8 protein-coding genes are annotated in these 13,774 nt (G+C 48.6%); 7 read left to right on the top strand and 1 reads right to left on the bottom strand.

What is annotated here, in order from left to right:
- Positions 1–174: 174 nt before the first annotated feature.
- Genes ACFQ88_RS05785 through ACFQ88_RS05775 form a run of 3 tightly spaced genes read left to right on the top strand, consistent with a single transcriptional unit; the run spans position 175 to position 3,919 of the window.
- Positions 175–1,269: an endospore germination permease gene (locus ACFQ88_RS05785; RefSeq protein WP_379452812.1), complete on the top strand. Its 1,095-nt coding sequence runs from the start codon at positions 175–177 to the stop codon at positions 1,267–1,269.
- A 32-nt stretch (positions 1,270–1,301) separates the two neighbouring features.
- Entirely contained in the window at positions 1,302–2,741 is a 1,440-nt protein-coding gene (locus ACFQ88_RS05780) for a spore germination protein (protein WP_379452810.1), read from the top strand.
- An 11-nt stretch (positions 2,742–2,752) separates the two neighbouring features.
- Positions 2,753–3,919 (top strand): Ger(x)C family spore germination protein, encoded by a 1,167-nt coding sequence (locus ACFQ88_RS05775; RefSeq protein WP_379452808.1) that lies wholly within the window; start codon positions 2,753–2,755, stop codon positions 3,917–3,919.
- 346 nt (positions 3,920–4,265) lie between these two features.
- Here the strand turns inward: ACFQ88_RS05775 and ACFQ88_RS05770 are convergent, their stop codons facing one another.
- Positions 4,266–5,066 (bottom strand): AraC family transcriptional regulator, encoded by an 801-nt coding sequence (locus ACFQ88_RS05770; RefSeq protein WP_379453599.1) that lies wholly within the window; start codon positions 5,064–5,066, stop codon positions 4,266–4,268.
- A 220-nt stretch (positions 5,067–5,286) separates the two neighbouring features.
- Here ACFQ88_RS05770 and ACFQ88_RS05765 point away from each other — a divergent pair, with 220 nt between their 5' ends.
- The 4 genes from ACFQ88_RS05765 (at position 5,287) to ACFQ88_RS05750 (ending at position 13,615) form a co-directional block, all read left to right on the top strand.
- Entirely contained in the window at positions 5,287–8,376 is a 3,090-nt protein-coding gene (locus ACFQ88_RS05765) for a hypothetical protein (RefSeq protein WP_379452806.1), read from the top strand.
- 61 nt (positions 8,377–8,437) lie between these two features.
- A complete protein-coding gene (locus ACFQ88_RS05760; protein ID WP_379452804.1) occupies positions 8,438–10,450 on the top strand; it encodes an alpha-L-arabinofuranosidase C-terminal domain-containing protein in 2,013 nt (670 codons plus the stop codon).
- An 85-nt stretch (positions 10,451–10,535) separates the two neighbouring features.
- Entirely contained in the window at positions 10,536–12,026 is a 1,491-nt protein-coding gene (locus tag ACFQ88_RS05755; protein WP_379452802.1) for a sulfatase-like hydrolase/transferase, read from the top strand.
- Positions 12,027–12,283: 257 nt separating this feature from the next.
- Complete coding sequence (locus ACFQ88_RS05750; protein ID WP_379452800.1) at positions 12,284–13,615, top strand: ABC transporter substrate-binding protein; 1,332 nt, start codon at positions 12,284–12,286, stop codon at positions 13,613–13,615.
- The last annotated feature ends 159 nt before the right edge of the window (positions 13,616–13,774 follow it).

The raw sequence follows: 13,774 nt of genomic DNA, 5'->3' as shown, positions 1-13,774 counted from the left end.
AAAGTACGGCTAGGGTAAATAATCCCAGCCTTAGTTTGTCAACAGTCCCTAAATCGCGGATTTTTTGTTCTTGTCATTACTACGTGTAATACGGTAGAGGGACGGTAGGGTGTATACTTTTCCTGATATTCCACATACTACCTCTTGAGTAAAAACGATGCAGGGGGTATCCATGTGGCGAAAAGACCGATATCCGTTCTTCAAGTCTTCATGATGCTGATGCTGGTCATCGGTGAGAACAATCACGTCCTCCTGCTGCCTTTCTTGCTGGAGACGGCCAAGCGCGATTCATGGATGGTCGTCATTATCATGATCATTCCGGCTTTTCTATGGACTGCCGTATGGAATGGCATATTGAAGAAAACGGATAGTCATCTGTCCATCACGTGCTGGATTCAGAGGCGTTATGGAAAAATGGCATCGATAACCGTTGCCATCCCTATTCTGCTCTTTTTGCTAGTATCCATTTTCGCATCGATAAGAGATACGGCTATGTGGACTCATACTACTTATTTACCTCTGACACCGATTTGGGTAACCGTCCTTTCGTTTGTGATTCTTTGTTTTTTTGCTGCAGCTGCTGGAATCGAGGCAATCGCCATCTGCGCGGGAATCCTGCTTCCTTTTGTTGTCGTGCTCGGATTTTTTGTGATGACTGCCAATGTTCAAAATAAAGATTATTCCTTTCTGACTCCGCTATTTACACACGGAATGAGCCCGACCCTGCATGCCATGCCTTATATGGGTGAAGCCATAGGGGAGCTAATGCTCTTGTTGTTTTTCCGGCATCATGTAAAAACCGATATAAGGCTGATCCCGTTTTTAGTCTTGACTTTTATTTTATTAGGTCTAACCATAGGGCCTCTCATGGGCGCTATAGCGATGTTCGGACCGTTCGAGGCCGCTCATATAAGGTACCCCGCATTTGAGCAATGGCGTATGGTTTCCATCGGCAAATTCATTTCTCACTTAGACTTCTTTTCAGTTTATCAATGGATGTCTGGTGCCTTTATAAGGGTTTCGCTGATGTTGTTTCTTGTTGCCGATATCATTTCGTTCAAACAGAGGCGGAACCGGATACGTTTCCTGGCGGTTGTAGCGGGTATCATGGTTCTGGTCAATTTAATCCCGCTGAGTGACATGGTATTCATGCGGCTGCTCAAGCAAGTGTTTTATCCAGGAGCGTTAGCTGTCTGGCTGTTTCTGACCGTTGTGATAGGGATACTTGTCTTGGCAGGCCGCAAGGAGAAAATAAAAACCTCTTCATAGGCTGCGATGCAGTAACACATGGGGGACTGACGATGGAACATTGGAATGAGCAAAACCTTCGCACGTTTTTTTCAAAGTCGGCAGATGTCAAAATTCATCTACATACGTTAGGAGAGCCGCCTAATCTTCATAAGGTGCTGCTTATCTATTGCGAAGGGATGGCAGATACGAAGCCAATCAACGATTATGTGCTTCCCGCTCTCGAAACCTCGTTAAAAGTTCAGGTTCCGGAGGGAGAAGAGAGACATTTGCCGGAGAAAATACTCGATCTGGCATCCATATCTCTCGATAGGTTCGAGGACGCGGTTACCCTTATATATTCCGGGCATTTGGTTTTGTTTTTTACCGCTGAACGCGAATTGTACTCTTTGGATGTGGCAAACCTGCCGCATAGAACGCCGGAAGAATCAAGCACCGAGGTATCGGTTAAAGGACCCCGGGATGCTTTTACCGAGGAGCTAAGCATGAATGTTGCGCTAGTCAGGAAGCGGCTGCGCAGCAATAATTTATGCAACGAGTCGTTCGTGGTTGGAAGGAGAAGCAAGACACGCGTTTCCTTGCTGTATATGGACGATGTGATTCGCCCGGCTATTGTAGAAGAAGCGAGACAAAGGCTTCAGAGCCTTGATATCGACGCCTTGTTTGGTAGCTCTCAACTGGAGGAGCTGCTGGCTGATACGAAATATCCGTTATTTCCCATGTTCGATTATATTGGGAGACCGGATTTCATCGCTGACTGCCTGGTTCGTGGGCGATTTGCCATCGTAGTCGACGGCTCGCCGATGGCTATTATCGGCCCAGCTAATTTGACCCTGTTAATAAAATCCCCAGAAGACCTGTATTTGCCGTTTTATTTTGTCGTTTTGGAGCGCATTTTGCGAATAATGGGGCTCTTCATATCCATCCTGCTCCCAGGCTTTTGGGTAGCTGTGTCTTCGTTTAACCTGGATCAGATTCCTTTCCCGCTGCTCGCAACCATCGTTTCCTCCAAGCTGGGCCTTCCGGTGTCTGGAGCCTTAGATTTTTACTTTATGCTAGGGTTATTTGAGCTGTTCAGGGAAGCTGGTCTGCGGCTGCCTAGAGCCGTTGGGCAGACCGTAGCGGTAGTTGGCGGTCTCATCGTAGGAGATGCGGCTATTCGTGCGGGAATAACCGCACCGACCACCTTAGTCATTTCGGCAATAACGTCAGTGGCTTCCTTTACTCTGGTAAACCAATCGTTAAACGGGACCGTCTCTGTTCTGAGAATATTCATACTAACATTTAGCTCGATGTTGGGCATGTACGGTTTTTTCCTCAGCATTCTCGCAACCGTGTTGTACTTGTCGGTTCAACGGTCGTTTGGAGCTTCCTATCTCTCTCCGCTTTCCCCGCCAATTTTCCGCGAATGGCTTCAGGCCTTACTGACGAAACCGTTAAGATTGCAAAAAAAGAGGCCCGGTATTCTGGAAACAAAGGATCCGACCAGGTAAGGAGGCGCCTTATGCGAAACGTTTCTTTAAAGCTGGCAGCAATGATGGGCTGCCTTCTAATGCTTGCCGGCTGCTGGGATGTTAAGACGATTCAAGATATCAACTATACGACGGCGGTCGGACTGGATTATGAAGAAGGACAATATATCGTGTACGTGCAGTTGCTCGATTTTGCGAACGTTGCCAAACAGGAAGGGGGAGGGAAGCCTACCCAACAGTCCCCGGTATTCGTCGGTCGAGGCGAGGGCATTACCCTTGGAGCCGCATTTAATGAAGTGACGAAAGCGGCACAGCAGCAAATGTTTTGGGGCCATGTATCCGCTGTTGTGATTGGAGAAGGGTTGCTTAAGAGAGGCCTGAAAAAAGAGGATTTCGATAGCATGATTCGTTTCAGGGAAATCCGGTTTTCCCAATGGATTTACGGAACCAGGCAGCCAATTACGAACATTTTCAACAAGAATTCATTTTTTAACCTGTCCCCACTATCCACCATTTTACATCATCCGGAGATGAACTATGCCCAGAACTCGACGATAAGGCCACTGAGGTTTCAAACCTTTGTATCACTTTTGCAAGAGCCAGGTAAGATGGTTCTCTTGCCTTCGATCGGGATTACGAGCGAGTCATGGATAGAAGATCGTAAACCTCAGCCCATGCTTTACAACGATGGGGTGTTCGCCATCAATAAGGAAGGAAGTGCAGCTTTTTTCGAAGCTGACAGCATGATGGGCGTAAGATGGACGGAAACCAAGACGATGCGGATCACATTGACCGTTTCTGGCGATGGCAGACCTATTGGCTCTTTAGTTTGTAAAAATCCGGATTCCGTTTTTAAAACCAAAATGGAAGGTGAGACACCGACCTTCACCGTCAGCGGCAGCGTCGATTGCCGTATTAACGAGTTGATAAAGGAGGGGGAGCCCGATCTGATTAAGCAAATGGCGGAGAAGGAAATCAGGCGTCAGGTCGAATCGTCCTACAAATCCGGCAAAGAAAAAGGACGGGATGTGCTTGGACTGGAGCACGTGCTCTATAGGCAGGATTTCGAATCATGGAGCAAGCTTACGGATAACGGAAAGCGTCCGCTGCCAAACTATACACTCAAATCCGTACAGTTCAAAGTAGATCTGATACATTCCGGCATGTACAGGGAAGAAAGGACTGAGGACAATTATTGAGAACAGGGCTAACGCATTCATATCGATCCGACCGGCATCAAAACCCTTAAAATCGACCGGAGATTATGGGATAATGTTTGTGTCGTCCAATGGACACAAACATCATCCTTTTCATAGTCACATATATCGCGGCTTTTTTTTATTAATGGGAGTGTCATACAGATTATACCAAGCAATTTAACGGAGATGATGTGCAACCCCGATCCAGAAAACCCGACGATAGTTACATAACATGGAATATCAACCAATATTTGTACCGGAACAGTCCCAAGCTTCGAAGGGAGATTTCACCAATAAAATTCGATTCCCTCAAGTCACTGGAAAATACCGGGTGAATTTTCTTTAATCATTTAAACTTCGATCTAAATAACCCGGGCGGAAAGCCCGTCTTTTTTTTGAACAAAGCCCAAAAATAAGTGGGATCGCTGTATCCGAGCTGGTAGGAGATTTCACTTATCGTGAGCTCGGTTTCTTGGAGCATCATTTTTGCTGATTCGATTTTTTTCGAAAGCAAATAGTGATAGGCTGTCGTGCCGACCTCCTTTTTAAACAGGCGGTTGATCTGCTTGAAGGACAATCCGATCTGCTTGGACATGACCAACGAATCAAAGGAATGATATACCGTATTGTCAAGATAATTTTTGATTTTATTGACATCGGCGGAATATGAAAGGATCCTGTGATTTTCCATCGTGGAAAGAGTTATGGCGATCTGATGGAAAAGGACAGGCAGTTCGTTGTGCATCTCCCTATCATTCTTGATTTGGGCGAGATTCAGGCTTTTCTGGAATAGGTGCTCAACAGGCGTATTTGGGATCACAATCCTGTCCGACAGCTTGTATGCGTGAAGCAGCTCAAGAGCTAGTTTGCCTTTGATATTGAACCAAATATAAGACCATTGCTCTTCGCTCCCAGGATCTGCGTTCACTTTGTGATAAGCGCCTTCGGGTAAAATAAATACATCCCCTTTTTTCGCCTCGAATGCTTCCGAATTGTTCACTGCCGTCCTGCCTTTTCCCGATAAAACATATGCCAACACAGTGATTCTTGCCCGTTTACGGATTCTTTCATAGTCCGGACGACAATAGTTGGTACCAATAAATGAGATATTGATCGGGTTTTCATCGGATACCGGAAAATGGTACATTGGCCCATTCAGCCCTGTCAGCATCACCACATTAATCACCGCCATATATAAGCTGTTAGTGATTGATATTTTAGCATACCGCACATTCTCCGCGAAACATAATGTCCATAATTCTCAATACAATATCCTTATTGCTCATTGTTCACCCTGTAATCCTCCCATAAGATGAATCTATAGGTAAATGCCGCTGAAATAATGATGCTGGAGCAAGAGGTGCACGATGAAAAAGCGGTATCTCATTTTATTATCCGCAGGGATGATGTTGACTTCTATAGGAATTGCCGTTACCCATTTTGACATTAACGTTAACTTATTTGAAAAGCACATTGAATCGGAGGGAGTGAAGAGGATAGAAGATGTTTTAATTGGGAAGCAGCAAGCGGCCGCAGGGTCCCAGTCCAAAATTCTCGACAATTTGTTCGTCATCGCCTCCGGTCCGAACAAGGGGAAGAAGGTGCCTCTTTATGACGGGACTATTGAAAAATATTATTATGCGGCTGGAACAGGAACGGAAGGGAATTTGTACCGGTCCAAGGATATGGTGCATTGGGAGGGCCCGATCCGCTTTATATCGACGGACCGTAAAACGCTTCCCGGGTATGCAGACCAAGATGCCACCTTCTCCAGTTATGGAGCATCCGATTTCCTGTATCATAACGGCGTCATGAATTACGGCTTCAACAGCAATAATTTGCTGCATGGCAACCCTGCAACGATGCATACGGAAAAACCTGACTTCAAGCACAGTTTTCTGGACAGGCAGTTCGACACCGGCATCGATTTGCAATTTTTTGTGGCGCATAACGGGGATTTGATTTATATACGAAAGCGCAATCCGAATGAACCGGATCCGAACACGGGAGACAAGGTGGTCGAGTTTAAGGCGGCGGCTTGGTTGGGGAAGGTGCAGTCCTTTTTTAATGAACAGGGAAATCAGGCGCGAGGCATTGGAAAAGAATTGCTCCATACTCAGCCGGGTCATTGGGGCAATTTGAACTTCGTCAACTTTGAAGGTCCGGAGATGTACTATCATAACGGCCAATATTACTTGCTGTACGCTGCAAACCAGATGTTCCCGGAATCCGGGCTATATGAAACGGGCGTTGCCCAAGCGGATCATTACGACCGCTTCACAAACGCAAGCAAGTACCCCGGCAAGCTGCTTGCCCGGAATATCGAGCGGCTGATCCTGAACTATAAAGTGATCCTGCCTACGGCCGAACACGGCTCTCAGCCTTACGTATACACCTTTGAGGCTCCCGGTAAGGGCTGGAACGAGACGGAGTACGATGCTTCCAAATGGAAAAAAGGGGAAGGCGGCTTCGGCTACCCGACCCAATACCGTGCCCGCATACCGACCATCTACAACGGAGGAGCGACGAGCAACAGCCCGATTTGGGGAGCGCTGACAGGGCCAAGGCAAATTTGGGTGAGGCGCACATTTACACTGGATCGTGTTCCGGAAACGGCTGTGCTCAGACACCGGCTTCAAGGCGAAGGAAAAATATATATCAATGGCAAGGAAATGGTGAGCGTGAACGGCTCGAACCGTGCTTATCAATTTATAGAAGTGCCGGCTGGCGTCTTGAAAAAGGGTAAAAATGTCATTGCGGCGGAAGCAGGAAAGAAAGGTGAATTCAACCATCTAGACTTCGGCTTGTATGATACGAACGGCGAACCGGTCGAGGCTGACATCGTCGGTCCAACGCAGCCAAACGTGATCAAAGGCCCGAACGGGTTTGAAACGTGGGGCGTGTACAAAGCTTTCTGGAACAGCATTAACGGCCAAGGCAAGGACCGCATTTATTTCTGGGGAGACGAAATGGTCACGGACGGGGTAACCTCTGGCAATTCGCCAAACCTTCATTTCGACGCCTTCATGCCGACCTTTCAGGATCACTTTGATTCAGCTGAAAGCCTGAAGATTTACTCGGATGTGTCGAACAGTGTCGATATAGACAAAGACGCTTTGCATATCAATGCCGCAGGCGGGAGGGAGGAGCTGCTGCTGCGTAATTTTGAGCCCGAGAACTACTTTCTGGAGACGAATATCCGGTTCGATGAGGGGCAAGCGGGGAAGCAAGGCCGTGCTGGGATTACCGTTTGGCACAAGAACGAGAACAACAAAGCGCGTCTTTACATCGATCGAGACGAAAGCAGCTTGATCCTGGAGAGCACGTTCGACGGAGTGTCCGAACTGATACGGATGGAGTTGCCGCATACGTTCAGGTTTTTGGAGAACGACGAAAGGGTAGCGGGCTTCGGGGAGCAGTACCATACGCTGAAGGTTTATAAGAATAGCTCGAGGCTGTATGCGGAGCTGGATCACTATAAGTTGAACGACGACTTGCCCGTACTGGAGGACAAGCGAATCGCAAGCCCCGGCAGGCTCGGGCTCGTTGCGCAAAATTCTCATGTGCAAATGGACAATGTCACCTTGACGATCGGCTGGAGTGAATATAAAAGCCGAATGGACGGATGGAAGGGCGATTCTTGGTCCGTGACGGACAAGGGATTGAAATCTGCTCCAACCGATAAATCGATTGCGGTCAAAGGCGACCTTGTCCCGGAGCATGAGTTCTCGGCATATATCGACACCGTCAAGTTGCCGGAATCCGGCAAAGCCGGAATAGTTCTCAGCTACATCGACGAGAACAATTACGTTGCCGCGTATACGGATTATGCAGCCAAGAAGTTTGATGTCCTGCTCGTCAAGAATGGCAAAGAGAAGCTGCTGCAATCCGCACCGGCCGCCCGGTACACCATATACGGACACTCGAATTATGAAGGCAAACTTCAAAAACGATACGAATACAACTTGCGTGGCGCTGCGGAAATATCCGAAGCGAAAATATTATGGACCTCCGGAAGGTTCGATTATCTGGATGCGTCTTTCCAGCTGCCAGACCCGGCTTCGAATGCTTTCGGGTTTAACCGTTGGGATGATGCGGCTGAAAAATGGTCTGAAGCAGAGTTTGAATATGAGGTTCCGGCGTCGAATAACCGCCCGTTCTCGTTTGCGCTGCGCGAGGAGATCAGCTCTCAAAATTTTTTCAGGACGGTCCGCATGGATGGCCGCATTAATATGTGGGTGAACCATGAGCTGAAATTCAGCCTCGAGGACCCGTTTGCCGGCAAACCAGGAAAAGTTGGATTTTACTCGAGCGGTTGTGTTGTCGTGTACGATGCTGTGACAGCTTTTGATATCAGCAGTTCGAAAGCGAATTTGTATGATGTGAGAGCTTTGAAAACTTCGTTCAAAACGGACCAGAGCGGTTCTGACTCCAGCGATGAGGGCAGCGGCGAGTAAACGTCGTGAAGAACGCGACCAAAGAGGATGGAAATACATTTAGTTAAAGGAGCTTACTACTATGATAGACAGGGCAAAAATTAGCGTGAATTGTGGCAGGGTCGGCGACAATCCGGTGAATCCTTATATTTTCGGACATTTTGTGGAGGACATTCGCGACCATATGGAAGCGATGCTGGCCTATTCAATTAAGGATATGGATTTTGAAAGCGGGGAAAAGCACGACGGGGTATCGGGCAGCTGGTATCCTTACACGAACGGCAGAAATACGAAGTATAGGCTCGAGCCGGCGGCCTCCAAGCATTCCGGTCACAGCCAGACGATCCGGATATTTAGCGAGGATGGGTGTTATGCGGGGATCACCCAACGGATTGCCGTAAAAGGCGGAATCTCTTATCAGCTGAAAGTGGGCGCGAGAGCTTCAATCGAGCTTCGGACGCTTTTGGTGGAAATCGCATCCTGCAAAAGCGGAGAGATACTCGGAGGCTGCCAGCTTGAATTGAGTAGCCATAACTGGCAGGAGTACGACGCAACCTTCGAGGTAACGGATTCCTGTATGGACGCGGAATTGCGGATATACGTCCCATCGACGCACGAGCGTTGGAGAGACAGCATTGCGACTGGATACTTGTGGCTGGATCATGTGAGCCTATTGCCTTGTGACAGTGTCGGAAACGTAAAGCGGGAAGTATTCGAGATGTCCCGCGAGCTGAATGCCGGCATGATGCGGCTTGCGGGCAATTATATAAGCGCCTACCACTGGCGGCACGCAGTCGGACCTGTCCTCGAACGGCCGAATATGATCAATGAGGCCTGGGGAGGCTGGACGGCCAAAACGTTCGGCACAGACGAATTTATTCAGTTTTGCCGGGATTTGAATGTGGAGCCGCTCATTTGCGTAAACGCTGGATCCGGTACTCCGGAAGAAGCTGCCCAATGGGTGGAATATTGCAACGGAGGACCGGAAACGCCGATGGGGGCATTGCGCGCAGCGAATGGGTATCCGGAGCCGTACGGTGTAAAATATTGGGAAGTCGGGAATGAAATTTACGGCCCTTGGCAGGTCGGGCATTGTACGGCGGAGAAGTTCGCCCATCGCTACGTTGAATTCGCTAAAGCGATGAAAGCTGCCGACGGGTCTATTTGCCTGATGGCTTGCGGGGATACAAGGTCGGAATGGAACAGGCCGATGCTCGAGATTGCCGGAGAGTTTATGGATTTCTTAACGATCCATATTTATCACGGATACAATCGGTTTGGCATGAATGCGGCAACCCCGCGCGAAGAGAGATTCAAGGCGATCATGTCTTTTGCGGAGCGTACCCATGAGGTTATCACTCGGGCGGCCGATCTGATTCGAAGCAGCCAAAGACATAATCATGTCAAGCTCGCCTTGACGGAGTACAACACGATGTACTATCCGAACACAATACGCAAAGGCTTGCCGATGGAGCATACGCTGGAAGCCGCCGCCGCAAACGCCGCGAATCTGAACACGTTTATCCGCAACAGCGATATGGTGCAAGTCGGCAGCTACTCCGATCTCGTAAACGGCTGGCTGGGCGGGTGTATCCGAGTCGGCGACTTTTATGCGGACCAGTTCAGGGGCAAAGCTCCGGGCTGGAGCGGAAAGCCGCTTACCGTTTATGGCACACCGACTTATTATGTGATGCAGCTGTACGCGAATCGGGATATTCGTTTTGTGGCGCATACCGATGTGCAATGCGGCGAGTTCAGCGTCAAAGCTCCGAACGCCCGAGTAAATATGGACGGATTGCCAGTACTTGACGTCGTTGCATGCATGAACGAATCGATGGATAAAGCCACAGTGTTTGTCGTAAACCGCAGCCTTCAAGCTGTCAGGACAGAGCTCGAGATAAACGGCCTTGAAACGCATCACACCGCGCAGCTTTATGAAATAACCGGAGAAAGCATCGACGATATCAACTCTGTTTTTGAGCCGGAGTTGATCAAGATTGCCCATACAGAAATTCAACGCACCGGCTCCAGCTGGGAATTCGAGTTCAGGGCATCGTCGGTTTATGCCATTGAATTTCAAAAACGTGGACATTAATTTCGCTCTGCGTAAGTTGGAAGAGACTATGAATCTAGCGATTCAGGATATAAAGTAACCGCATATACAGAACAGGAGAGAAGCTATGCTCGACAGCAAAAGAAATGTAATCGTTATTATGACTGACCAGCAAAGGGCGGATGCTCGAGCATTAGAGGGTTATCCTCTCGATACAACTCCGTTTCTTGACCATCTTGCCGGTGAGGGGATTTGGTTCAACAAAGCGTATACAACGATGCCGATCTGCGGTCCTGCCCGCACCAGCTTCCTAACGGGCCGTTATGCAAGCGCACATCGGGTGAACACGAATATGCATTTAGGTAAAGCGTTGTTTACCAAGGATTTGTTTGATACCGCCAAGGAGCAAGGCTATTCAACGGCACTCATCGGGAAAAACCACAGCTACATCGATCCGAAGGAGAAAGCGGACTTTAGTCTGCTTCTCGGGCACTGGGGCGGCTTCGGACCGAACCGTACCGAGGAGGAAATGGCGTATGACGCATGGCTTAAAACGTTGTCGCAAGTAAGCATGGAGCCGACGCCATTTCCGCTCGAATGCCAGCTTCCTTACCGCGCTGTATCCTCTGCTCAAAATTGGATTCAGAGCTTGGACGGCAACCCGTTCTTTATGTGGCTAAGCTTTCCTGAGCCACACAATCCTTACCAAGCGCCCGAGCCCTATTATTCGATGTTCCCGCCGGAATCGCTGCCACCGCTTGTAGCCGGAGAAAAGGAACGTATGGGTAAAGGGGCGAAATGGACATTTTACGGCGCGCAGATTGAACATTTTCTGCCGGATTACCGGGAGCGTATTCCGAGAGCCCGCTCCAACTACCTGGGAATGATGCGTTTCATCGATGATCAAGTAAAACGTTTTGTGGAATTTCTACAAATGCACGGCCTGCTCGATCAAACGCTTATCGTGTTTATGTCCGACCACGGCGATTTTCTAGGAGAATATGAGCTAATCAAGAAGGGACCGGAGGCGCCTGACATCTTAACCCGTATACCGCTTCAATTTTATGGCGCAGGTATAAAGGCATGCGACGGGCCGCACCCGGCTCATATATCTTTGGCGGATGTAATGCCCACGTTGTGCGAGGCGATGGGAGCCTCCATACCTGCTGGCGTACAGGGCCGCAGCTTATGGCCAATGTTGACCGGCGGGGCTTATCCGCAAAGGGAGTTCGCCAGTGTATACGCCGAGCACGGATATGGCGGGCTTTATCATGCTGACGACGAGACGTATGATTTTAGCGGCACAGGGAGCATTACGAACGGCGTAGTGGAATTCAACGAGTTGAATTTGTATACCCAATCCGGCTGGCTGCGTACGGTGCGTAAGGGGAAATGGAAGATCAATCTCGATATGTGCGGAAATGGAGAATTGTACGATATTGAGAACGATCCGTTGGAGCTGGACAATTTGTATGGACGTGTCGAGTACGGAGAGGTTGAACGTGAAATGCTCGCTGAGCTTTGCACGTGGGTGATACGCACTCAAGATCCGACTTTGCCGGAAAACGACAAATATCCGGTGAAACGCGCGGCCCGAAACTATTTGTTCCAACAATAGATCCAAGAGGTCTTAAAATAGAGAACGGCCGATACCGCACAGCAAATCAACGAGTGGCGAAGCGGTCGACGGCGAACCCGCTTGGAAGACTTACAGCGTAGAGGCCGAGATTACGGCTGCGCAAGGCCCAGTCAACATCGGCGTGCTGCTGCACGCTCTCCGATGTCGGCGCTGGGCCGCTGAATTCATTTACCGGAAAATTATAAGCCTCGGCGAATTCCGAGAGGCTATAAACAATTTAAGGAGGTAATTTACATATGTATGGAAAACTGTGCAAAATAAGTTTGGCTTCTGTTATGCTTATTGGTTTGGCAGCCGGCTGCAGTGGTAAATCGAGTGAGCCTGCTGGAGATGCTGCTGATAAGCCCAAAAGCACGGAACCGGTAACGCTGACGCTGTACTCCATGCCTGCATTCGATAAGGATGCTATTCAGAAGAATATTATCGATCCGGTTACACGCAAGTTTCCTCATATTTCGTTTAACGTGTTGCCGTCGGAAGGTCTCAATCAGGATGCGACGTTCCAGAAGTTTATGTCCGCTGGAGTCATTCCCGATATTACGATGACCAATTACGCTACGGTCCGAATATTGCAGGATATGAAAATTTCGATGGATTTGTCCGAGCTGCTCAAAAAGAATAAAGTGGATACATCGAAATTCAATACGCAGGCGATTGAAGCATTAAAGATGTACAACGGCGGCAAAGGTCTGGTGGCTCTTCCCTATTTTCTAAATTTGCAAACGCTCATGTACAATAAAGATTTATTCGACAAGTTCGGGGTTCCATATCCCGTTGACGGGCTTACCTGGAAAGAGGCTGCGGAGATGGCAAAGCGATTGACAAATACGATTGAAGGAATTCAATATTTGGGGCTAAATCCGGGACGCCCGTACGTGCTATCAGCCCAGCTTGACCAGCAGTGGGTCGATCCGAAGACGGGCAAGTCGGCTGTCAACACCGAAGGCTGGAAGACGATTTTTGATACGATGAAGGACATCTATTCGATCCCGGGCAACCTTCCTGCGAACATTAATGAATTCTGGAACATTAACCCGACTATGATGGATAAGAAGGTTCAGGCGATGTCGATGGTTTGGTGGGACGCTCTCCAAAAGAATGTTAACATAATGCAAAGAAATGGGAATAGCTTCAACTGGGATATTGTAACGACGCCGGTTTTTGACAGCGGTTCCAAAAAGGGTCCTAATTTGGATCAGTTCGTCTGGTCCATATCCGCACAGAGCAAGCATCAGGATGCGGCATTCGACGTCATCAATTATTTGACCTCGGAGGAGATGCAAACAACGCTAGCCAAGAGCGGCTATATTCCATCGCTTACCGACGATAAGGTCAGGAAAAGCCTTGGCGGCGACAATCCTGCGCTGCAAGGGAAAAATATACAATCACTGTTCAAGATCCAATACTCGATGCCAATGGTTCCTGTGATATTCGATGCTAACATGCTGATGAACGTAACGTACGAAGATGTCATGTATAAGAACGTGGATGTTAACACAGCGCTTCGGAAACTGGATGAAGCGATGAACAAAGCGATCGAAGAGTCTACAATCAAGAACGGCTCCTAAGCTGAAGTACGCATCGACATTTATCATCGCAGGGGGAGCTGCTGAATCGAGATATGGATACATCGGCAGGTGCCCCGAAATCAGTAGAGTCTTTCCGTATACTGGGCTATGTGCCGGAAAACGTATCCTACACGCTGGAAATGTGTTTGCCGACTGGTG

Source organism: Paenibacillus sp. NPDC056579 (assembly GCF_042793215.1).
GTDB lineage: Bacteria > Bacillota > Bacilli > Paenibacillales > NBRC-103111 > Paenibacillus_S.
The sequence above is the reverse complement of the archived record's forward strand: the minus strand, read 5'-3'. Positions and strand labels throughout refer to the sequence as shown.

What these genes read in the sequence shown, in the direction of transcription:
- ACFQ88_RS05780 (WP_379452810.1), top strand. Translation starts at nt 1,302, where the DNA reads ATGGAACATTGGAATGAGCAAAACCTTCGCACGTTTTTTTCAAAGTCG.
- ACFQ88_RS05775 (WP_379452808.1), top strand. Translation starts at nt 2,753, where the DNA reads ATGCGAAACGTTTCTTTAAAGCTGGCAGCAATGATGGGCTGCCTTCTA.
- ACFQ88_RS05770 (WP_379453599.1), bottom strand. Translation starts at nt 5,066, where the DNA reads ATGTACCATTTTCCGGTATCCGATGAAAACCCGATCAATATCTCATTT.
- ACFQ88_RS05765 (WP_379452806.1), top strand. Translation starts at nt 5,287, where the DNA reads ATGAAAAAGCGGTATCTCATTTTATTATCCGCAGGGATGATGTTGACT.
- ACFQ88_RS05760 (WP_379452804.1), top strand. Translation starts at nt 8,438, where the DNA reads ATGATAGACAGGGCAAAAATTAGCGTGAATTGTGGCAGGGTCGGCGAC.
- ACFQ88_RS05755 (WP_379452802.1), top strand. Translation starts at nt 10,536, where the DNA reads ATGCTCGACAGCAAAAGAAATGTAATCGTTATTATGACTGACCAGCAA.
- ACFQ88_RS05750 (WP_379452800.1), top strand. Translation starts at nt 12,284, where the DNA reads ATGTATGGAAAACTGTGCAAAATAAGTTTGGCTTCTGTTATGCTTATT.